Here is a 20,134-nt window from a genome sequence, read left to right as displayed (position 1 = left end):
ATCAAACCTTTGATAACGCCTGATCTTGCTTCAAATCATTTTGATTCACCCAAATCGATCGCTGAGCGTTAGAAATCCGGCATAGATAGAACGCTTTATCGTGAATGACCTGCTCGACAGTCAGAATTGTCCAGCCTGGTTTTCCACGGTAAAGCACAGCTTCTCCGACTCTAGGAACCCAAGAGCCGATCTTATGAGTTGGAGTCAATCTTGCATCGGTGTAATGCCAAAGCGCGATCGCGCCTCGCTCAATCCAGGGTGTAACCCGATCTGCGATCACCGCCAAAATCAAGGTTCCAACGACCATCAGTGGCAATACTTGATAGTACAAATCAAGCTGATTGCGAACATACAAATTTAGGGTTCGATCGGCTACAAAGTTATGAATCAGAAAATAGCTATAGCTATGAATCCCCAGCCATACCATCACACTGCCTAACCGGAGGCGATCGCTCAAGAATCGGAACACCACCATACAACAGAGTGTTAGGCCGATCGCTAAGAGAAAATCATCAAAAATCCAACCCAATCGATAGAACTGAGCTACAAAGCCGATCGCGTAGATGCTCAGACCGATCCACAATGCCCTCGAAGACCGCCAGAAAATTGCACCCTTACCTTGCAGATACTGACGCGCCACAACCATCCCTAAAACAAAGGTGCTGAGCTTCGCAATGAAATGCACAAAGGGTTGCCAACCTACCGTTGCACCGACGATCGCATAAGTCGGATGACCTCCAAAAACAAATACCCCAAACGCACGATAGATAAACGTGATCGCCGTTGCCACAATTAGCAAGTTGCGCGATCCCCAGCGATTCATCAAATACCAAAGCACCGGAAACACTAAAGCAAAGCTCAGAATCAGGGGCACAAACCACCAAGGGCCACTGGTGGGCAGCAACAAATCGCCGCCGTAATCAAACAAAATCGGAAACGACATTCCCGCAAAAGTATGCCACGCATCCGGGATATAGCTATTGGTTGTTTTCCCAACAATCCACAGCACCGGATACGATAGCCACGCAACTGTCCAGAACGGCAACAGAATCCGCAGCAATCTGCGTTTGAGAAATCGTCCCACCTCGATCGGCTTGCCCTTCAGAGACAGCACCAAACTAAAGCCACTCACCAACACAAACACATCGACAAACTGATAGCCAAACCAAATCGGCAAGTTCAACGCTTGAGTGATCCAACTCTCTCCGAGTTGGCGGGTGGCTGCAAAAAGCTGCTGCATATTTGCAATCAGTCCCGTCGGCTGAGGCGTAAAGGCATAGCGCGTGAACAATAGCTGAGCATGGTAAAACAGCAGCAACACCGCCGCAAAGATCCGGATGCCTTCTAACCACGCCAACCGCCTTAATCCTTTTGACTCAGCCATTCGTTCTCTCCACTCAACTGCTGCATTGCTTGACGATCGTTCCACCGCTTAAGTTTCTCTGGCGTTTGGATTGCGGTCTCGTCAGCCTGCCACTCTATCACCTCGTTGATTACCCAACGTTAACAGTGAGTTTATAGAAGTTCATCTCGCACAAGAAAGACTAATGGGACACTGAGTGAATACGGAAGGTAGATTAGCTTAAACTCTCTGCGCTCAATGTTCTATTCATGTTCTATCCATCCGGAGTGACGGACATTACTCATATAGCAAGAATGACGCTCGTATAAAATAACACCATTGCCCGTGAATTTACCCATTGAAACTAAGAAGAGAAAATAAAAATCCCGAATTCCACCGTGTAGATCCTTGAATAAATCCGATTCAATCTGTGCAAGACATACGAGATCCTCATTATGAAAATTCGATTCACCCCCAAAGACTTATCAGTGCTCGAAGACTTTCGGATCGATCGATTGAGACAGCTTTATGTTCAAACGTTGTCCGGCTGCGCCCTAGAACTGAAATTTAATACCCTCTTAATTCACTGCTCAGAACCCTGGTGCGTTGATCAGGTCATGGAAGAACTCGATCGCATTGTCAAGGCCTCATGGATTGTCTTAGGCGTGAAATCCGTCTCAATCTGCTACGCCACTGAAGAAGTCTGTCGGATTAACACTCGCGCTCGTCAGCAAAAGTGCATCACAAGCTAAGGACATTCGCCGTTTACCATAGAGCATAGAGCATAGAGCCTTGGGGTAAACGAAAACGATGACACTTCCTTCAGTCAAAATCGCGTTAACGATCGCCGGATCAGACAGTGGCGGTGGTGCGGGAATTCAAGCCGATTTGCGAACGTTTGCGTTTCATTGTGTTCATGGAACCAGCGCCCTGACTTGTATTACCGCACAAAATACGCTGGGAGTGACACGAGTAGATGCACTGCCACCCGAAGCAGTCACAGCGCAAATTCAAGCCGTTGTTCAAGACATCGGCGTACAGGCGGCAAAAACCGGAATGCTGCTAAATCAAGGCATTATCACAGCCGTGTCCGAACAAGTTGCAGCCTGCCAAATTTCCAATCTCGTCGTTGACCCAGTGATGGTGTCCCGCACTGGAGCACAACTCATCGACGATGCAGCGATCGATGCTCTGAAAACGCTTCTCATCCCCCAAGCGATCGTTCTGACTCCGAATCGCTACGAAGCTCAGTTACTGAGCGGCATTGAAATTAATACCTTAGAAGAAATGCAGACCGCCGCGCAACGCATTGCTGAACTGGGGGCGAAGTCGGTTTTAGTCAAAGGAGGCGGCATGACTAATGCCCTGCGTGGAGTCGATGTCTGGTTTGATGGCACTCAGTGCGAAACCTTTGCAGCTCAGCGAGTCGATACAAAACATACGCACGGCACAGGGTGTACCCTTTCAGCCGCAATCGCCGCAAACCTAGCGCTTGGAAAAGATCTGCGATCGGCAATCAAAGCTGCAAAAAATTATGTGACGACTGCATTAGAATACGCACTCGCGATCGGTCAGGGGCAAGGGCCTGTGGGTCATTTCTTTCCGCTGATGCGGAGATCAATCTAACCATTTCTAACCATTACTGAAATCTCTTCCAAACGATACGGTTTTCCTCCTGTTCCTGAATTCGCCCAAGCTTGATTAAACCGCCACAATAGAGAAAATAACTAAATTTCTGCTCATCGTTTTTTAACTTGAGAATTCACCTTTGCAGAAGGACTAGACAGATCTACTCCTTGTGCTGTAGCTGATTTTTCCCTGAGCGCAGCTATCTTGGAGTGTTTTCATGTCTTCGTTTGCGGCTTCTAGTGCGCTAGAAAATCGCCTGCTTTCAGCGCTTCCTTTCGAGATTTACCAAAAATTAGCGGCTCATCTAGAGCCAGTCATGCTCTCACCTCAGCAAATTCTTCACCCGATCGGTGAAGCGATCGCTTACGTTTATTTTCCGATTCGATCGCTGGTTTCACTGACGACGTTACTTTCAAACGGCTCGATGCTCGAAGTCGGATTGGTAGGACGCAACGGATTTGTAGGAGCTTCCGTGGTTTTAGGACGGCGCGAAAGCGTCCAGCAGGCGATCGTTCAAGTGGGTGATTCTGCCTTTCGCTTACCGATCGAGCAGTTGCTAATTGAATTCGAGCAAAGTCCAGCTTTACAGTCACTTTTATTAGAATACGTCCAGGTTTTATTACTTCAAACTTCGCAACTTGCAGCGTGTCATCGCTTTCATCACATTCGCGAACGGCTAGCACGACAATTATTATTAATTCAATCTGCGTTAAGCATCGACGAATTTACCCTGACTCATGAGGCGCTTGCACAAATGTTAGGCACTCGTCGATCAGGCGTGACGGTTGCGATCGGAGAACTAACCCAACTGGGAGCAATCCAATGCAGTCGGGGGCGCATTTCGATTGTTCAGCCGCAAGTTCTCGAATCGATTTCCTGCGAATGCTTTGCGGTGATTCGAGAAGAGTGCAACCGATTTAACTACAGGCATCCGCGATCGCGCTGAAGTTTAAGCGTCTGCTGCAAGTTCAGGTGGCTGGGCTGATAACTTCGCTGCGGCATGAGGCACATAGTAGCTTGCGACTAGAGCAACGCTGAGCCACCATAACACACTCACTTCTGGTCGATACCAAACTGTATCGACCGCACCATGCCCCAACATTCCCGCGATCGTCGTGATCGCGCCAATCAGCCAGAATCCGTCTGAATCACCCATCGCCCTCAAGCGGCGTAGCTGCAAAAATCCCTGATTAAATGTCACCAGCAACAACCACAGAAATGCTGTCAGCCCAATCAAACCTGACTCGACTGCAATCTCTAGCAGCACCGAGTATGCACTCAAGGCACTAAATCGTGCGGCTGCGTACAGCGGATAAATGCGCTTGAAGACTAAATCCCCGGGGCCAAATCCTAGAATCGGACGATCGCGAATCATCTCCAGTACCGATCGCCAAACGTTCAATCGAAACGCATTACTACTATCGCCACTGCCCGCGAACATACTGCCTACTCGGTAGCGGAACGGTGTGACAAAAATAAATCCCAGCACCAAAATCCCCGCCAGTCCCCCAAACACAAGCGGTAACGCCCACAGCCGCAAGAATCTCGGCAAATACGCACTCCACCAATACCGCAGCAGCACCACAAGCACTAACGCCGCAACGACTAATCCGATCCATCCTCCCCGGCTCTGGGTCAACAGTAAACACGCTGTATTGATCCCAAACATAACGATCGCCAGCGCTTTCGGTAGCCAGCGTTTCCAGACAAAGATCGCACTAAACGACAGCCACACCGCAGGCATCAAATATCCAGCTAGTAGATTCGGATTGCCTAAAAAACTATATACCCGTGTAGACTGCGCCAGCGGTGACTCTGGATCAACCCACGTCGCCAACGCATCCGCACCGTGAATCGACTGCCGAACTCCATAGCTGCTCACCACCAGCGCCACAAGTAGAAACGCGGTGATACAGAACGATCGCAGCTTCGGCGATCGCAGCACTCGCGCCATCAAAATGAAAAACATCAGATAGAGTGACAGCTTCCCCAATCCCAAAAACGCCAAGCGCTTGACTGGAGAAAGCGCTGCCGCTGTTGCAGCAATTCCCCAAAACAACAGCACTAGCAAATGAATCGGCGTAAACCCCAAACGGGGATCCCCGTCAGAAACCGTTAACAAGATCCAGAACAAAATACAACTCGCAAGCAGCCAACCGATCAGATTCGTGGCAACAAACGGAGAAAGAGCAAACACAAGACTGATCAGCAGTGCCCCGATTGCATCTCCCTGCTGCATCAGCCAACTGTGCTGTCGCCAAGTGGACAGCGATCCCACCAGCCGATGAACATAGCTCACCTGCCCCCACTGCCAAACGGGGAGCGTGGTCAGTGTCACTTGTTGCCAAACCGAATTCATACGCGGATTTCCTGTGCTTTGAAGCAAAAACAGCCCTAGCGAATTAGGCTAGGGCTATTATCCGCGATATTGGCGTTTTGACAAGGCTACTGCGTTAATCGGGGCAAAGTGATCACATATCGGTATCCCGGTTCTGATGATCCTTGAATCAAGATTTGCCCACTGTGCATCTCCGCGAGTTGCCGACTCAGCAGCAAGCCAAGATTCTTCCGGGCGGTGTCAGCATCGGTTTCCGAGAACTGATCAAGGTTGTTAAACTTTGGAGCACTGAGGGCGGTCGCAACCGGGATGAGTCCCGCGCTTGCACGATGCCCATGACTCTGCATCTCGTACTCAAATGACGCGATCGCGCTGGTTTGCGGCATTAGCATTTCGTTAAAACCAAGCCCCTCGCCCAGACAGGGGTGCGCCGCCCATACCGTTAGCCGCAGTCCGCTGCTCTTTTGCGAAACGTGCAGGCGCACGATACTACCCGCTGTCGAGGACTGAACCACGCTAAACAGCAAGTGATAGAGCATTTGGCGGATCTTGTCTTTGTCGAGTAGCCAAATACGATTACCGGGTTCAACCGATAGCCGAATTTGCTGCTCTCGACGATTGGCAGCTTGCTCTAAGGTACTGATTGCCTGCTGACAGACCATCTCAATGTCGATCGACGATAAGTTCAGCGCTCGGCTTTGGTCGTCAAGCTGCGACAGTTCTAGAATTTCCTTTACTAAAGATAATAGGTACTGCCCGCTGTGATGAATGATATCGAGATACTCTTTTTGCTTGCTAGTCAGGGGGCCGTAGATTTCGCGATTGAGTACACTTGCCATTCCCATAACGGAGGTCAATGGGGTACGTAACTCCTGAGTGAGTTGAGCCAGGAGTTCAAACTTAATGGGGTTTGAAGGCGGAGGGAGGGCGGCAGGCTGAACTCTCGGTGCAGGTTTGACGACTTGAGCTTTAACCATTTGTAGGCGCTCATATTCACTCATGCTGAGGCGGGCAGTCAGCAGGAGAAATTCGATATCCCGTTCTGTGAAGTTCCGGGGGCGAGAATCCATGACACAAAGCGTACCGACACACTCGCCGCTGACCGTCAGCAGGGGCGCACCGAGATACGCACGAATGCCGTACTGTTGACACAGCAAAGAGTTGGCAAACGCTGGATGCTCAAGCGTGTCCTCGATCGCCAAAACCTGCTGGCTATCCATCACATGCACACAGAAGGCGTGTTCGCGGGGCAGTTGTCGGGAAAGCGCCAAGTCATTCATTAAGCCCAAGCGCGAGAGACCAACCGCAGATTTGAACCACTGACGCGATTGATCGATCGCGCTGAGCAAGCTAATTGGCGCACCGAGCGAGTGAGCAGCGGTTTGAGTTGCTTCCTCAAAAATCGGTACAACTTCGGTATCGAGCAATCCGAGTTCCGTCAGTACCAGTAGACGCTGCTGCTCACGAGCGGCAGCCGTTAACCCATCTAATCGGCAAAATAGCCTGATTTCGGGGATTCCCATTCCAACCCCAATCCTCGATCTAAAGAACTCCTCGACCATCTGACAATCCAGTGCTTTAGGGAACAACGACTGTCAAACAGTCTTCAACTATACACAGATTGCCCTGACTTGCTGGTAAATCAACGTTCACCAGCAAGAGAGATTACGGAAGTTTAAGGGTTTGAGTTGTTCTAGTCTGATGAAATTACGGACAAAATGACTCCAACAGATTATTTTGTCCAAGCGGAATGATTTAGGAGTGCAGCAATCACCCGAACGCCGCGTAGCTGATTGGAGAGCGGCAAGTGTCCTTTAGGCGCATTCAGGCTCCAGGTAAAGCCGTCGGGATAGCGCGTCCAGGTGTAGCCAGATTTCCAGCCGATTTTTTCCCACAGTTTTTCCCATTTTTTGCCAACACTGAGCCAGATTTGCCGCTGCACCGAAAAGCCGTAGCGATAGTCGGAATGAGCCAGCCACAAGGCATCGATCGTGTGCAGATCTGGGGTCGGGAAGTTCTCAACCTCGGTGAAGTAGAGCCATTTGCGAAGGACGGCGGATTCTCCCGCCAGTTCACACAGTTTTTGAATTGTGAGGAGATCGGCGGCTTGGAATTTCTGCTGGGCGAGGAGTTGCTGAAGTTCGGTGTAGTCGATGTTGCGATCGGACTTGAGCGGGATGGTTCCGGTGGGGAAATGTTGCTGAAGAAACTCCAACACTTTTGGCGCTTGAGTGTTGAACAGGGTTTGATAAATTTTGGCGCTGACTCGGCTCGATTCAGGACGATCGAGCAAAAATTCCATCAGCGCAGGAAATCCGTCTTCACCAAGGGCGGAGAGTTCGTCGATCGCTTGAAGCTGCACCTTTTCGGAGTCTGATCGAAGCTTCAGTTGGAGCGTCGCGATGCTACCGGGAAGATCGAGGGCTGAGGAGGTTTCTAAATTAGTCATGTAAACCATGTGGGTGTTAGGGGGTTCGGGTTACGCCTCTCAAAATTCGATCGACGATCGCTGTCGTTGAAGACGGTACTTCAATATCGATGAGACGAACTTGTCCGCCGTAGGATTGTACGATCGAGGCTTCGGGCAATGTCTGTAGATTGTAGTCACCACCTTTAGCATAAATCTCAGGGCGGAGCGCTTCAACTAGCTCACAAGCAGTTTTTTCAGAAAAAATCACGACTCCATCGACAGATTTCAGCGCCGCTAAGACTTCGGCACGTTCTAGCTCAGTCACAATCGGACGGGGTGGGCTGCGATCGGGCTTAATTAATCGAATTGATTCGTCACTATTTAATCCAATCACGAGTGATTGTCCGAGCTGTCTGGCTAAGTTGAGGTAGCGCACATGACCCAGATGCAGCAGATCGAAGCAGCCGTTTGTCACGACAAGCGGTCGCCAGCGAGCGGGATCAGATGCGATCGCGGTCTGTAGCGCTTTCAGAGAATAGATGCCCACACTCATGCGTTTTCTTCATGGGTTACAGGTTCAGTAGAGGGCAGTCGGTAGCCTCTTTCAAACGCATAGCGCACGAGTTGCGATCTGTTTTCAAGCTGTAGTTTGCTCAAAATGTTGCTTAAATGCGTTTGCACGGTGCGCGGACTGACAAATAAATGATCGCCAATCTGCTTGTTGGTGTGACCTTGAATGACTTCCCAGAACACTTTTTCTTCAGCAGGAGTTAGGGGTAGTGGATTTACGGTTTGCAAGGATGTTTCGTTCGACGGTTGGCTCGACTGCTGCATCAGGCGCACAATTTCGGTGTGGATGCGGCGCGATCGTTCCAGTTGCCCTTCGATCTTTGCTAATAATTCTCTTGGTTCAAAGGGTTTGGTCAAATAATCATCCGCTCCGATCGAATGACCTTGAACGCGGTCTTCTACTTCGCTGCGCCTGGAGAGAAAGATAAAGGGAACCAGTTGTCCGGTTCTGAGCGATCGTAAGCGGCGACAGAATTCGAGTCCGTCCATTTCTGGCATAACCACGTCAGACACCACTAAATCTGGCAAATCTTGTTCAAATAGGGCTAATCCTTCGATTCCCGATGCTGCACCCTGTACCGCATATCCGCGTTTTTCTAAAAATCGAATGAGTGCGACTCGCAGTGCAGTATCATCATCGACAATCAAAATTTTTTTCATGCGCCTCTCCAGAAGCTCAAGCCGATTAATTTCTACCTGTCGTGCGATCGAAACTAAGAAACGAACTTACCTATTCACTCAGTTAGTCAACGGATTAACCGAAAGTTTTCCCTTATTATGATATCCCAGTGACTGATGGCTCTGAGGTTTCAGGCTTATCTTTACGTTCTAGCTGCGTGAATTTGTCTTGCTTTTACCTAGCTAATAAGAGATAAATTGCAAGATTGGTTTGCCGATTTGGCACACCGCCCAACTTATCCTAACTTGAGAATTGCTCGATCATGTACGAAAAAATTACACCTCCTTCGACGGGTTCTGCGATTAGATTTGAGAACGGAGAACCGATCGTTCCAGATAACCCGATTATTCCATTCATTCGAGGAGATGGAACGGGTATTGACTTGTGGCCCGCATCGCAGAAGGTTTTTGATGCGGCAGTTCAGAGGGCATACGGCGGGAAGCGTCAGATCACCTGGTTCAAGATCTACGTTGGCGATGAGGCTTGCGAACAGTATGGAACGTATCAATATTTACCTGAAGACTCGCTAGAAGCGATTCGAGAATTCGGTGTGGCGATCAAAGGCCCATTGACAACCCCGATCGGCGGTGGGATTCGATCGCTGAATGTAGCGTTGCGCCAAATCTTTGATCTGTATGCCTGTGTGCGTCCCTGTAAGTATTACGCCGGAACACCTTCGCCACATCGCTATCCGGAAAAACTCGATGTCATCATCTATCGTGAGAACACTGAGGATATCTACCTGGGGATCGAGTGGAAACAAGGCAGCGAGATTGGCGATCGTTTAATCAAGCTGCTGAATGAGGATCTGATTCCCAGCACTCCAGAACACGGGAAAAAGCAGATTCCGCTCGATGCGGGCATTGGAATTAAGCCGATCAGTAAGAAAGGATCGCAGCGTCTTGTGCGTCGAGCGATTCAACACGCGCTCCGGTTGCCGAAGCATAAACAAACGGTGACGCTGGTTCACAAAGGTAACATTATGAAGTACACCGAAGGCGCGTTTCGGGATTGGGGATATGAACTAGCGACAACGGAGTTTCGATCAGAGTGTGTGACCGAGCGTGAATCCTGGATTCTTGGTAACAAAGAGAAAAACCCGAATCTGACGATCGAAGAAAATGCCCGTCAGATTGATCCGGGTTATGGTTCGATGACTCCGGATAAGCAAGCATCAATCTGCAAAGAAGTGCAAATGGTTCTTGATTCCATCTGGGAAACGCATGGGAGCGGGAAATGGAAGGAAAAAGTAATGATTAACGACCGCATTGCGGATAGCATTTTCCAACAGATTCAGACCCGGCCGGATGAATACTCGATTTTAGCGACGATGAACCTGAACGGAGATTATATTTCCGATGCTGCGGCTGCGATCGCGGGTGGTTTGGGCATGGCTCCCGGTGCAAATATCGGAGATGCCTGCGCGATTTTTGAGGCAACTCATGGTACGGCTCCGAAACATGCAGGACTTGATCGCGTGAATCCCGGTTCACTGATTCTTTCTGGTGTGATGATGCTGGAATATCTGGGCTGGCAAGAAGCAGCAGATTTGATCAAGGGCGGATTGGCGAAGGCGATCGAGCAGCGCGAGGTAACGTATGATTTAGCGCGATTGATGGAACCTCCGGTTGAGCCGCCGCTGAAATGCTCTGAATTTGCGGATGCAATTATCCGGAATTTTTAAACCGAGAATCGGGATTGTTCAAGCGTCGTTCAATCCCGATTTTTTCAGGGATTCGAGAAGGTGTTGATATTCCCGCCGCCGATCGTGCGTCCGGGAATCGATCGTGGTACGGAAAACGGTTGCTGATTCACCACCGGAGCATTCTGCATTACACCGAAATTTTGAGTTTCAACAGGTTGGGGTGTGAGAGCTTGCGGTGCAACAGGTGAAGCAACAGGTGCATTAATCGCAGGTGCATTAATCGCAGGTGCAATGGGTAAAGGCGCAGAAACAGTCGGAATGGTTCCAGGAACGATCGGCTGTGTACCTTCGATTAGCGCTGAAAACGAATTTTGAGGTGCGGCATTGATCGAGGTTCCTATATTGGGAGTGTCTAAGCGAATTGTGCCTTCGATCGGAGGTTGCGAGACGATCGAACGGTTCTCAGTGGCTAATTTCGTCAGTGCCTCTTGCAGTCGATTTGGCGGCAGTGCGGTCTCCGTTGTAGCGGGTCGCGTTGTATAGGGAAGCCCAAGTTCTGTTGATGAGGCGCTTCTAAGCGTTCCGGTTGTTTCTTGTATTTCTGGCTCAGACTGGGCGATCGCATCAGTCGGAGTAGAAAAGAGCCGATTTGGAGTCGCAGCATTTTGCGGTGTTGCAGTTGGAGCGGTAGGCGCGATTAAAAATTGAGCCGTTTCCGGTCTGGATGCCGCTTTGATGTCGTTCATCAAGAGCGACAAAGAATCAATATCGGCACCGATCGCCCGATCTTCTGGTGACAGGGTGCCCTCAGCCGCCGGGCTCTCAAGCTCACGAGCAACTTCTGTGCGGCTGAAGAATTCCCAGGTAAACAACACCAAAAACAACAGCGCGATCGCAGGTGCCCAAACGACGGGACGACCGATCGGGCGCAGCCGCGCTAATCCATACCGAACCCAGGATGGCTGATGCCGCATAGACTACATCCATGATACTTAAGGCTGATTGTATTCTATTTAACACAGAAGAATTGAGAAAATCTCGTCAGTCTTTACTAAGTTGTGCAATACAATCCGGGGCATCGTGGGTCGGCCTGTTGACGGTTAGCGGAACCGGATACGATCGCATAGTAGCACTGGCGTAGGGGTGAAGGAGCGATTGGGCTGATTTGAAGCTTGGATCGAGCCAGCGATCGTACTCGTCTTTGCAGAGGATTACGGGCATTCGATCGTGAACGGTTGCTGCAAGCTCATTCGCTTCAGTCGTGATAATTGTGCAAGTTTCAACAGTTTCACCGTCTGGAGAGTTCCAGCGCTCCCAGAGTCCGGCAAAGGCAAAAGGTTGATGGTCTTCTAATTGGAAGTAGAACGGCTGCTTTTTACCCGCTTGCTTTTTCCATTCGTAGTAGCCATCCGCCACAATCAGACAGCGACGGCGCTTAAACGCATCGCGGAATGAAGGTTTCTCACTGACTGTCTCAGCGCGGGCGTTGATTAGTTTATTTCCGATCGTTGCATCTTTCGCCCAAGCAGGAATCAAGCCCCAGCGTAAGAGTTTGAAGTGATGCGGTTCGACGATCGCGCCGATGGGTTGAGTGGGGGCAATGTTGTAGCGCGGTTGCCAGTTAGGAATTTCGTCGAGGTCGAAGGTTTGGGCGATCGCGTCTGCTGTATGAGTTTGGGTAAATCTTCCGCACATAAAAATCGTGATTTTGGAGGCTTTCCTCAGTACACAAGAACTCCGACTTCGTTGAGAAAATCGGAGTTCTTGTTAGTTTAGGAGAATCGCAAAACTCTATGGCTTTTCAAAATCGATCTCTTGACGTTCAAAGTGGTTTTTCACATTGTCTACCACGTTGTAAGCATTTTTGCCCGGATCAGCGAGAGATTCGTCAACGCCCTCGGTCGAACCTGCAACCGCTTTCCAAGCGTCCAGTCCACCTTTCAACTCTGAAACACTGTTAAACCCTGCTTGACGCAGCAGGTTTGCAGCTTCAGCCGTTTCTTGATCGCTTGCACCGTAAACGTAGATATCGCGATTCGATTCAAAGTTATTTTTTGCTAAATCGACCAGCTTGTCGATCGGAAACTCCATTGCTCCCATGATGTGACCTTGGTTATAAACATCACGCGGACGCACATCTAGAATCGTCAGTCCGGGTTCGCCCCACTCTAAGCGAGACTTCAGATCGTGAACTGAAGACTGTGCCTTCAATCCAGGCGGCGTAGGAGTGATATTCGGCAGCATTTCTTTAGCTTTTTCAATTGCATCTTCTACTTTAGACATAATAAAAATTTCCCGTAGAGGTCATGATCAATCTAACGGGGAGGCGTGGGATCGCTTATCTGGCTAAAGTGAGAAGGTTTCGATCGTCGCAAGGTAGATTTGCGAAACTTATTCAAATGGATTCGTGCGCCAAGGGGTTGGATCGACGGCTGCCCCATGCACAAATAAGCCCCAATGAAGGTGAGCTCCGGTTGCGGCTCCGGTCGCTCCGATCGCACCGATGCGCTGTCCGGGTCTCACAACATCTCCTTCTTTGACATCGATCCGGCTCATGTGAATGTAGATGGTTTCAACTCCCTGACCGTGGTCGAGTCCGACACAGTTTCCATGCACTTTGAAGCCTTGGGATTCTCGCCCGATTAAGACTACGCGACCTGCTGCCGGAGCCACGATCGCTGATCCGTATCCACCTGCATAATCAATCCCACGATGATAATAATCTTTGGCAAAGACTCCGTTGTAATAGCGGCGAATGCCGTAACCTGCGGTCACTCCACCCTGACTTGGACGCGCAAATTTGCCTGACCAAAGTTTTTCTGGAGAAACGATCGCTTTAAACGCATCAATGCGATCGAATTCGTAGTCACTGCCGTTGTCATCTTTTCCCGGTGGGAGCCAAATGCTTTGAGTGGGAAACGATCGATTTCGCAAGGTAATTGGGATCGTCTGGATATCCGTTCCCGCAGAAATTTGAATCGAGAGGCGACCAGGACGATCGAGCGGTGTTGTAGGTAGAAGCGATCGATAACGGTTATTGCCCAAATCAAACGATGGATAGGTCTTCCCGTTAAAGCGAATTGTCGGGGCGGTTTGAGATTGGGTGATCACGGAAATTGTATCTCCAAGCGCGGGCGATCGCGGCGTAATCTGGGCTTGGAGAGCGCGGGACGGAGCGGTGAGGAAGACGATCGAGAGTGCGACAACCAGCGAGATGACCAGCGAGAACAAAGTGGAACGTTTTGTCAGGAACACGGCTTTAAGTTGATACAAAACTGCCAACAGTTTACAGTTTGGCAAGACGGGAATTGTGTCGAGAGGCGAAAAATGATCTGGAGAAGGCTAGGGGCAATTTTGGCGATTTGGCTTTGTTTGAGTTTGCCAGTGTGGGCGGATGTAGAGGTTTATCAAACTCGTACAAATCACGATCCGGATGGCATTGGCAAAATTTACATGGGGCGTGAAATTGCTCAGATCATGGGGCATCAGGGCGCAGGGTGGTTGGAGCGATCGAGCCGCGCATCCGAAGAACAGCCCCAAAAAGTGATTGCCGCGCTGAATCTCAAACCAGATAGCGTAGTTGCGGATATTGGAGCAGGCACCGGGTATTTCAGCTTCCGAATTGCCTCTGGGGTGCCACAAGGCAAAGTGTATGCAGTAGATGTTCAGCCGGAAATGCTGGAGATTTTGAACTCTCTGAAAGATGAGAAGAAAATCCCGAATGTTGAGCCGATCTTAGGGAGTGAAACAAATCCGAATTTGCCGGAAAACAGCGTTGATTTAGCATTAATGATCGATGCGTATCACGAGTTTGAATATCCCCAAGAAATGATGGCGGGAATTGTACGATCGCTCAAACCTCACGGGCGAGCGGTTCTAGTCGAATACCGAGGCGAAAATCCCTTCGTGTTGATCAAACCGCTACACAAAATGACTCAGAAACAAGTGCGGCAAGAAATGACGGTTGCAGGACTTCGCTATGTTGAAACTCGCAACGGTTTACCGCAGCAGCACATCTTCATCTTTGAAAAAGTAGTCTAGGTATGGAAACATACCTTAACGGTCTATCTTCATTGCACCAGTGATATGGTGTGCAAGTTAGACATGAGCGTTGAAGATGGAAGTTTTGATTTCACGGCAGTTTAACGAAGTTTTGCACTTCGTTTTCGGCGGCTTCTGCCCCCTAAATCCCCCACTCGTGGGGGACATTGAAGCTTTTGGCTCGAAGTCACCCAGAATGGGGGATTTAGGGGGCTACCCGAATTCACAATCGCAGCGATTGCTCTTTGTCCAATTCGCGCTAATTTCTGGGATCTTACTGCTTGGGTCGCCCACTTATGCAGCAGAACTCGACCTTGATCCGAAAGTGATTCAGAACAGTCCAGTCCTGCAACGCTGGCAGAAACAAGTCCCAAATGTGACCGAAGAAATTAAAACTGATCCGAGTTTTCGCACAAGATTACGGATTGGCTATTCTGCTTCAGAATTAAATCTTGGAATTGAAGATTTGCGAATCGATCGCACCCGTCTCACTACCAGCGCGAATTATCAATCCTCAAACTGGGGTGCAGATTTACATTACTATGCTCGTCCCCTCGGAAGTTACATCAATGTCGCGCCGCTGGTGGGATATCGGCAGTTAAACGTGCAAGGACAAACGATCGACGGCGCAAATCTAGGCATCAGAGCGCTGTTTGTTCTCTCTCGCGGAGGCGGTGCAGATATTAGCCTGACTCAAAGCTGGGTGGCTCCGTTTAGCTCAGAACAAACAGGATTGACGACCTTATCGATCGGCTACGCCCTCACACACAATCTCAGGCTCTCCACCGAGTTTCAGAAACGCAATTCTCCGATTCAGAAAGAGAGTCGATTTGGCATCGGTTTGGAATGGATGCCTTAAGATTGAAGATGTTCTGAATTTTTGAAAGGGCGATCGTGACTATTACTCCGCTTCCTCCTAATCAGTCTGTATCAATTGAAAACCGCCCCGATGGGCTGGGTCGATTCGGCAAATTCGGCGGTAAATACGTTCCTGAAACATTGATGCCAGCACTGGCAGAACTCGAAGCCGCTTACAAGCAGTACAGTCAAGATCCCCACTTTCAAGCAGAACTCCAGTCGCTTCTGCGCGATTATGTCGGTCGTCCGAGTCCGCTCTATTTTGCCGAGCGATTAACACAACATTACGCAAAGCCAGACGGAACGGGCGCACAGATTTACCTCAAGCGCGAAGATTTAAACCACACAGGCGCACACAAGATTAACAATGCGATCGCTCAAGCGCTCCTCGCCAAGCGCATGGGCAAACAGCGCGTGATCGCAGAAACCGGAGCCGGACAGCATGGAGTTGCAACTGCAACCGCTTGCGCTCGATTTGGGCTGAAATGCGTTGTTTACATGGGCGTTCACGATATGGAACGTCAAGCGTTGAATGTGTTTAGAATGCGCCTGATGGGTGCAGAAGTTTGTCCAGTCGCAGCCGGAACCGGAACGCTCAAAGATGCCACCTCCGAAGCGATTCGGGATTGGGTGACGAATGTAGAGACGACGCATTACATTCTCGGCTCAGTTGCAGGGCCGCATCCCTACCCGATGATTGTGCGCGATTTTCACGCAATTATCGGTCAAGAAACCCGCGCTCAATGTCAGGAAAAATGGGGCGGCTTGCCGGATATTTTGCTGGCTTGTGTTGGCGGCGGCTCGAATGCAATGGGATTGTTCCATGAATTTGTCGAAGACCCCAGCGTTCGGATGATCGGAGTTGAAGCCGCAGGGCATGGAGTCGAAACTGATAAACACGCAGCAACCTTAACTAAAGGGCGGGTCGGAGTGCTGCATGGCGCAATGAGCTACTTGTTACAGGATGAAGACGGACAAGTGATCGAGCCGCACTCGGTGAGTGCAGGCTTAGATTATCCGGGTGTTGGGCCTGAACATAGCTATTTGATGGAAGCTGGACGGGCAGAATACTACGCTGTCACCGATGAGCAAGCCTTAGCTGCATTCCAGAAGCTTTCACAGCTAGAAGGAATCATTCCGGCATTGGAGACATCACACGCGATCGCTTATCTCGATAAGCTTTGCCCTCAACTATCGGGAAGTCCGCGAATTGTAATCAACTGCTCTGGACGCGGCGATAAAGATGTCTTGAGCGTCTCGAAGATTCTCAATCCGTAATGTTCCTTGCCCGTTTGAACTAAAATCCAGACGGGCTTTATCGTCACTAAAGCGGAATCCAGATCAGTTGATCAATCCACTCTTCCGCCGCAGTGGTTTCCCAAATCAGCACCAGTTCTTCTGCCCACTCGCGAATGGTCGAGCTAGGACGCAGCCAAAATGGTCCCCATATGTATCCTCCGCTTTGCCAGTGCATTTCTAAATGTTCCGGCATACTTTTGCGATTGTCAGTCACTAATATTCTTTGTGACAGTTCTAAATATTGCAAAACTTCAGGATCTTGAGTTCCAGAAAGTGGGGCACCTGGATCACCAACGCGCAAAATATCAATTCTTGGATTGAGGCGGAGAACAGCAATTTTCAACTTAGGCGATAAATTCTCATCAAGCAGAAATCGAGCTTTCATGAGTGGGTTAAGCTGCTTTTGCGCTCTCGTTTCAATGCTCTCAATCGTTGTACAACCGGAGAAAGCTCAGACTCTGCCCACGCTTGATAGCGTTGTTCTCGCCAGTTTGCCAAACGCAGCAAATACGCTTCGATCGTGGATCGATCGTGTAAATAATAAATAATTGCGGCATGAACCTTTTCGAGATTCAAGGACGGTAATTCCTCCAGAATTTGCTCCGGTGAATAGCCTGCGAGGTAATACTTCAACACATCTTCCAGTCCAATTCGATGTCCTTTGAATCGGATTTCGTCTGGACTTGCAAACTCAAAATAATCTTCCAGTTGCATGACAAGACCTTGTAACTGAATATCGATATTCTAGACTGGAGTGTCTCACAGATCCGTTGATCCCCCCTTCCCCGTAAGATATGGGTGAAGTGTCAAACAAATAACCCGTGAAAGCAATCACCCTTCTTGGTTCAACTGGATCGATCGGGACACAAACGCTGGATATTGTGTCCGAGCATCCAGATCAGTTTCGTATTGTCGGGATGGCAGCCGGACGCAATGTGGAATTATTCGCGCAGCAGATCCGCACGTTCCGCCCAGAAATCGTCGCCATTTGTGACGAGAGTAAGTTAGCCGAATTAAAGGACGCGATCGCCGATCTTGACCCACAGCCGATTATTCTCTCTGGTGAAGCAGGAGTCGTCGAAGTCGCACGTTACGGCGATGCAGAGTCGGTTGTGAGTGGAATTGTAGGCTGTGCCGGATTGCTTCCGACATTAGCAGCGATCGAGGCAGGAAAGAATATTGCTTTAGCAAACAAAGAAACACTGATTGCGGGTGCGCCTGTGGTGCTACCCCTGATTCAAAAACATGGCGTAAAAATGCTCCCTGCCGATTCAGAACATTCTGCAATTTTCCAGTGTTTGCAAGGTGTTCCAGAAGGCGGATTGAAGAAAATTATTTTAACGGCATCGGGTGGCTCGTTCCGCGATCTGCCCGTTGAAAAATTGGCATCGGTGACGGTTGCAGATGCACTGAAACATCCAAATTGGTCGATGGGGCGCAAGATTACGATCGACTCCGCCACCCTGATGAACAAAGGCTTGGAAGTAATCGAAGCGCATTATTTATTTGGCGTTGATTATGACGATATTGAAATTGTGATTCATCCGCAGAGCATTATTCACTCGCTGATTGAACTGCAAGATACTTCGGTGCTGGCACAGTTGGGCTGGGCGGATATGCGATTGCCGTTGTTGTATTCGCTGTCGTATCCCGATCGTGTTCCGACGAGTTGGGAACGGCTGGATCTGGTGAAGTTGGGAACGCTGACCTTCCGAGAGCCGGATCACGCGAAGTATCCTTGCATGGCGTTGGCGTATGCGGCAGGTCGAGCAGGGGGCTGTATGCCTGCGGTGCTGAATGCGGCGAATGAACAAGCGGTGGCGCTATTTTTAGAAGAAAAAATTCAGTTCTTGGATATTCCGCGATTAATTGAGGAAACGTGCGATCGCTACACAACTCAAAATCGTTCCACACCAACGCTCGAAGAAATTCTGGCGGCGGATGAATGGGCGCGACAAACGGTAGTGTCTGCGAGTCAGTTGGTTGAGGTGTAGGAAAGGTGCGATCGTCGTGTTAGGCGATCGCGCAAATGATTACCGCTCTAAGAGCAGTGTTACAGGGCCATCGTTCTCGATCGACACCCGCATCATTGCCCCGAATTTCCCGGTTTCGACTTTCAAGCCGCTTGATCGCAGTTTCTCAACAAATTGGTTGTAAAGTTGTTCGGCTCGCTCCGGAACTGCCGCTTGATCAAACGAAGGGCGACGACCTTTGCAGCAATCTCCGTACAGCGTAAATTGGCTCACAACGAGAATTTCGCCGTTGATATCTTGAACGGATTGATCGAATCTGCCGTCCTCGGAAAACACTCGCAACTCTAAACATTTCCGCGCCATCCAATCGAGTTCGGCTGCGGTATCCGTTGCGGCAATTCCGACTAGAAGATTTAAACCGCGATCGATTTTCCCGATCACTGCTCCATCTACTACGACTTGGGAAGAAAGAACTCGCTGAAGAACAACGCGCATAAGTTACAGAATTGGATTAGTCAGAATGACGATCGCGATCGCAGCATTTTGCATGAGTGTTTTTAAATCATTAGGTTCATTTGCTTGATTCGATCGTGCATTTGTCGTTTCGATGAATTCGATTGCTGTTTTGAACGATGCGTTTTCAATTTCGCGAGGTTCATTTGCTATTTTTGCAGGTTCGTTTTCGATTTTTGTAAGTTTATTTGCTATTTTTGCAGGTGGCGCAAATCGAAAGCGATCGAAATCTACGACTCAATCGACGAGCGAAACTGTAGCGTCAGCATCGATCGAGAAAAACGGCTCAAAATTGAGCAATGACAAAGCACTTTCGGTGAATTAATCGCTTTTCCAATCGCAATTGCTGGAGGGACGCGGAGTAATTCTATGTCCCTTTTATTTTGATTTTGGGACATTAGAATAAAAAAATAGAGTGACCTCCGGCAACACTGCTGAATCCGTAGTTTCTCTGAGTGGCGTTATTAAGTGGAAGTGGCTGATGTCAAGAATTAGAATCACGATCGAAGGAAAGGGCGCGATCGTTGCGGCAGAAGCGCTGGTAAATTTACCGGGAGTTTCGGGAAGTTGGGAAGCTTCGGATGAGGTGAAACGAGATGGAGCACTGGAAGTGATTGCGACGATCGTGGGATTGGTTAGCGGTGGACTGAGTGCGGCAGAGCAGATCCGTAAATGGTACGAGGAGTATCACGGCTCGGAAGCGAACAAGATTGAAAACGTGGTGATTATTACGCCGAAAGAACGGATCGCGATCGAGGATGCTACCCCCGAACAGATTGCAAAAGTGCTGAAAGAGATTGCGAAATCCAATGATTCGCGTTCTTGACTGTCATTAAA

The 20,134-nt window shown here is 49.5% G+C and carries 23 protein-coding genes; 9 read left to right on the top strand and 14 right to left on the bottom strand.

The features are described 5' to 3' along the window. Nucleotide 1 precedes the first annotated feature (1 nt). Nucleotides 2–1,384 carry an acyltransferase gene (locus tag NC980_RS17610; protein ID WP_190376491.1) on the bottom strand — a complete coding sequence of 461 codons (1,383 nt, stop codon included), beginning with the start codon at nt 1,382–1,384 and terminating at the stop codon, nt 2–4. After that, on the bottom strand, nt 1,363–1,485 hold the full coding sequence (locus NC980_RS17605) for a hypothetical protein (RefSeq protein WP_277881350.1): 123 nt from the start codon (nt 1,483–1,485) through the stop codon (nt 1,363–1,365). Before NC980_RS17605 ends, NC980_RS17610 begins: the two co-directional genes overlap by 22 nt. A gap of 312 nt (nt 1,486–1,797) precedes the next feature. Between NC980_RS17605 and NC980_RS17600 the strand changes: the two genes are divergently transcribed. The 3 genes from NC980_RS17600 to NC980_RS17590 all read left to right on the top strand — a co-directional run bounded on the left by NC980_RS17600 (nt 1,798) and on the right by NC980_RS17590 (nt 3,917). Continuing rightward, a complete protein-coding gene (locus tag NC980_RS17600; RefSeq protein WP_190376490.1) occupies nt 1,798–2,094 on the top strand; it encodes a hypothetical protein in 297 nt (98 codons plus the stop codon). A gap of 58 nt (nt 2,095–2,152) precedes the next feature. After that, nucleotides 2,153–2,968 carry a bifunctional hydroxymethylpyrimidine kinase/phosphomethylpyrimidine kinase gene (thiD, locus tag NC980_RS17595; RefSeq protein WP_190376489.1) on the top strand — a complete coding sequence of 272 codons (816 nt, stop codon included), beginning with the start codon at nt 2,153–2,155 and terminating at the stop codon, nt 2,966–2,968. Nucleotides 2,969–3,188: 220 nt separating this feature from the next. Continuing rightward, nucleotides 3,189–3,917, top strand: coding sequence for a Crp/Fnr family transcriptional regulator (locus NC980_RS17590; RefSeq protein ID WP_190376488.1), 729 nt, complete (start codon nt 3,189–3,191; stop codon nt 3,915–3,917). A gap of 3 nt (nt 3,918–3,920) precedes the next feature. On the opposite strand, the gene NC980_RS17585 is transcribed toward NC980_RS17590, so the two are convergent. The 5 genes from NC980_RS17585 to NC980_RS17565 form a co-directional block, all read right to left on the bottom strand. Further along, entirely contained in the window at nt 3,921–5,330 is a 1,410-nt protein-coding gene (locus tag NC980_RS17585; RefSeq protein ID WP_190376487.1) for an IctB family putative bicarbonate transporter, read from the bottom strand. 86 nt (nt 5,331–5,416) lie between these two features. Beyond that, on the bottom strand, nt 5,417–6,832 hold the full coding sequence (locus tag NC980_RS17580) for a GAF domain-containing sensor histidine kinase (protein WP_190376486.1): 1,416 nt from the start codon (nt 6,830–6,832) through the stop codon (nt 5,417–5,419). A 209-nt stretch (nt 6,833–7,041) separates the two neighbouring features. Further along, nucleotides 7,042–7,758: a GUN4 domain-containing protein gene (locus NC980_RS17575; protein ID WP_190376485.1), complete on the bottom strand. Its 717-nt coding sequence runs from the start codon at nt 7,756–7,758 to the stop codon at nt 7,042–7,044. A 16-nt stretch (nt 7,759–7,774) separates the two neighbouring features. Beyond that, nucleotides 7,775–8,272 (bottom strand): adenylyltransferase/cytidyltransferase family protein, encoded by a 498-nt coding sequence (locus NC980_RS17570; protein ID WP_190376484.1) that lies wholly within the window; start codon nt 8,270–8,272, stop codon nt 7,775–7,777. After that, entirely contained in the window at nt 8,269–8,949 is a 681-nt protein-coding gene (locus NC980_RS17565) for a response regulator transcription factor (protein WP_190376483.1), read from the bottom strand. Before NC980_RS17565 ends, NC980_RS17570 begins: the two co-directional genes overlap by 4 nt. Before the next feature lie 281 nt (nt 8,950–9,230). Between NC980_RS17565 and NC980_RS17560 the strand changes: the two genes are divergently transcribed. Next, on the top strand, nt 9,231–10,652 hold the full coding sequence (locus NC980_RS17560; protein WP_190376482.1) for an NADP-dependent isocitrate dehydrogenase: 1,422 nt from the start codon (nt 9,231–9,233) through the stop codon (nt 10,650–10,652). A gap of 44 nt (nt 10,653–10,696) precedes the next feature. Here NC980_RS17560 and NC980_RS17555 read toward each other — a convergent pair whose 3' ends face one another. The 4 genes from NC980_RS17555 to NC980_RS17540 form a co-directional block, all read right to left on the bottom strand. Then, complete coding sequence (locus NC980_RS17555) at nt 10,697–11,587, bottom strand: hypothetical protein (RefSeq protein WP_190376481.1); 891 nt, start codon at nt 11,585–11,587, stop codon at nt 10,697–10,699. 67 nt (nt 11,588–11,654) lie between these two features. Next, a complete protein-coding gene (locus NC980_RS17550; protein ID WP_190376480.1) occupies nt 11,655–12,308 on the bottom strand; it encodes an SOS response-associated peptidase in 654 nt (217 codons plus the stop codon). Nucleotides 12,309–12,404: 96 nt separating this feature from the next. Next, entirely contained in the window at nt 12,405–12,896 is a 492-nt protein-coding gene (locus NC980_RS17545) for a rhodanese-like domain-containing protein (protein WP_190376479.1), read from the bottom strand. 108 nt (nt 12,897–13,004) lie between these two features. Next, the gene (locus NC980_RS17540; RefSeq protein ID WP_190376507.1) at nt 13,005–13,823 is read right to left on the bottom strand and encodes a M23 family metallopeptidase; all 819 of its coding nucleotides are present in this window, start codon (nt 13,821–13,823) and stop codon (nt 13,005–13,007) included. Between the two features lie 117 nt (nt 13,824–13,940). Between NC980_RS17540 and NC980_RS17535 the strand changes: the two genes are divergently transcribed. From NC980_RS17535 to trpB, 3 genes are all read left to right on the top strand, one after another. Beyond that, nucleotides 13,941–14,654 carry a class I SAM-dependent methyltransferase gene (locus NC980_RS17535; RefSeq protein WP_190376478.1) on the top strand — a complete coding sequence of 238 codons (714 nt, stop codon included), beginning with the start codon at nt 13,941–13,943 and terminating at the stop codon, nt 14,652–14,654. A 76-nt stretch (nt 14,655–14,730) separates the two neighbouring features. Beyond that, nucleotides 14,731–15,513 carry a hypothetical protein gene (locus tag NC980_RS17530; RefSeq protein ID WP_242026769.1) on the top strand — a complete coding sequence of 261 codons (783 nt, stop codon included), beginning with the start codon at nt 14,731–14,733 and terminating at the stop codon, nt 15,511–15,513. A 35-nt stretch (nt 15,514–15,548) separates the two neighbouring features. Beyond that, complete coding sequence (gene trpB, locus NC980_RS17525) at nt 15,549–16,790, top strand: tryptophan synthase subunit beta (RefSeq protein WP_190376477.1); 1,242 nt, start codon at nt 15,549–15,551, stop codon at nt 16,788–16,790. A gap of 46 nt (nt 16,791–16,836) precedes the next feature. Here trpB and NC980_RS17520 read toward each other — a convergent pair whose 3' ends face one another. Further along, a complete protein-coding gene (locus tag NC980_RS17520) occupies nt 16,837–17,196 on the bottom strand; it encodes a DUF5615 family PIN-like protein (protein WP_190376476.1) in 360 nt (119 codons plus the stop codon). Beyond that, nucleotides 17,193–17,525, bottom strand: a complete 333-nt coding sequence (locus tag NC980_RS17515; RefSeq protein ID WP_190376475.1) for a DUF433 domain-containing protein — start codon at nt 17,523–17,525, stop codon at nt 17,193–17,195. The genes NC980_RS17520 and NC980_RS17515 overlap by 4 nt, the downstream gene beginning before the upstream one ends. A 107-nt stretch (nt 17,526–17,632) precedes the next feature. Here NC980_RS17515 and dxr point away from each other — a divergent pair, with 107 nt between their 5' ends. After that, on the top strand, nt 17,633–18,805 hold the full coding sequence (gene dxr, locus NC980_RS17510) for a 1-deoxy-D-xylulose-5-phosphate reductoisomerase (protein WP_190376474.1): 1,173 nt from the start codon (nt 17,633–17,635) through the stop codon (nt 18,803–18,805). Nucleotides 18,806–18,844: 39 nt separating this feature from the next. On the opposite strand, the gene dtd is transcribed toward dxr, so the two are convergent. Then, entirely contained in the window at nt 18,845–19,279 is a 435-nt protein-coding gene (gene dtd, locus NC980_RS17505) for a D-aminoacyl-tRNA deacylase (protein ID WP_190376473.1), read from the bottom strand. A gap of 499 nt (nt 19,280–19,778) precedes the next feature. Between dtd and NC980_RS17500 the strand changes: the two genes are divergently transcribed. After that, a complete protein-coding gene (locus NC980_RS17500) occupies nt 19,779–20,123 on the top strand; it encodes a hypothetical protein (RefSeq protein ID WP_190376471.1) in 345 nt (114 codons plus the stop codon). Nucleotides 20,124–20,134 lie beyond the last annotated feature (11 nt).

The sequence above is a fragment of the Leptolyngbya sp. AS-A5 genome (assembly GCF_039962495.1).
GTDB lineage: Bacteria > Cyanobacteriota > Cyanobacteriia > Leptolyngbyales > Leptolyngbyaceae > Leptolyngbya.
Note: the sequence above shows the minus strand (reverse complement) of the source record. Positions and strands in the feature narration are given on the sequence as shown.

Excerpts from the sequence above, each read along its gene's own strand:
- NC980_RS17610 (WP_190376491.1), bottom strand. The coding sequence starts at position 1,384 with ATGGCTGAGTCAAAAGGATTAAGGCGGTTGGCGTGGTTAGAAGGCATC.
- NC980_RS17600 (WP_190376490.1), top strand. The coding sequence starts at position 1,798 with ATGAAAATTCGATTCACCCCCAAAGACTTATCAGTGCTCGAAGACTTT.
- thiD (WP_190376489.1), top strand. The coding sequence starts at position 2,153 with ATGACACTTCCTTCAGTCAAAATCGCGTTAACGATCGCCGGATCAGAC.
- NC980_RS17590 (WP_190376488.1), top strand. The coding sequence starts at position 3,189 with ATGTCTTCGTTTGCGGCTTCTAGTGCGCTAGAAAATCGCCTGCTTTCA.
- NC980_RS17585 (WP_190376487.1), bottom strand. The coding sequence starts at position 5,330 with ATGAATTCGGTTTGGCAACAAGTGACACTGACCACGCTCCCCGTTTGG.
- NC980_RS17580 (WP_190376486.1), bottom strand. The coding sequence starts at position 6,832 with ATGGGAATCCCCGAAATCAGGCTATTTTGCCGATTAGATGGGTTAACG.
- NC980_RS17575 (WP_190376485.1), bottom strand. The coding sequence starts at position 7,758 with ATGACTAATTTAGAAACCTCCTCAGCCCTCGATCTTCCCGGTAGCATC.
- NC980_RS17570 (WP_190376484.1), bottom strand. The coding sequence starts at position 8,272 with ATGAGTGTGGGCATCTATTCTCTGAAAGCGCTACAGACCGCGATCGCA.
- NC980_RS17565 (WP_190376483.1), bottom strand. The coding sequence starts at position 8,949 with ATGAAAAAAATTTTGATTGTCGATGATGATACTGCACTGCGAGTCGCA.
- NC980_RS17560 (WP_190376482.1), top strand. The coding sequence starts at position 9,231 with ATGTACGAAAAAATTACACCTCCTTCGACGGGTTCTGCGATTAGATTT.
- NC980_RS17555 (WP_190376481.1), bottom strand. The coding sequence starts at position 11,587 with ATGCGGCATCAGCCATCCTGGGTTCGGTATGGATTAGCGCGGCTGCGC.
- NC980_RS17550 (WP_190376480.1), bottom strand. The coding sequence starts at position 12,308 with ATGTGCGGAAGATTTACCCAAACTCATACAGCAGACGCGATCGCCCAA.
- NC980_RS17545 (WP_190376479.1), bottom strand. The coding sequence starts at position 12,896 with ATGTCTAAAGTAGAAGATGCAATTGAAAAAGCTAAAGAAATGCTGCCG.
- NC980_RS17535 (WP_190376478.1), top strand. The coding sequence starts at position 13,941 with ATGATCTGGAGAAGGCTAGGGGCAATTTTGGCGATTTGGCTTTGTTTG.
- NC980_RS17530 (WP_242026769.1), top strand. The coding sequence starts at position 14,731 with ATGGAAGTTTTGATTTCACGGCAGTTTAACGAAGTTTTGCACTTCGTT.
- NC980_RS17520 (WP_190376476.1), bottom strand. The coding sequence starts at position 17,196 with ATGAAAGCTCGATTTCTGCTTGATGAGAATTTATCGCCTAAGTTGAAA.
- NC980_RS17515 (WP_190376475.1), bottom strand. The coding sequence starts at position 17,525 with ATGCAACTGGAAGATTATTTTGAGTTTGCAAGTCCAGACGAAATCCGA.
- dtd (WP_190376473.1), bottom strand. The coding sequence starts at position 19,279 with ATGCGCGTTGTTCTTCAGCGAGTTCTTTCTTCCCAAGTCGTAGTAGAT.
- NC980_RS17500 (WP_190376471.1), top strand. The coding sequence starts at position 19,779 with ATGTCAAGAATTAGAATCACGATCGAAGGAAAGGGCGCGATCGTTGCG.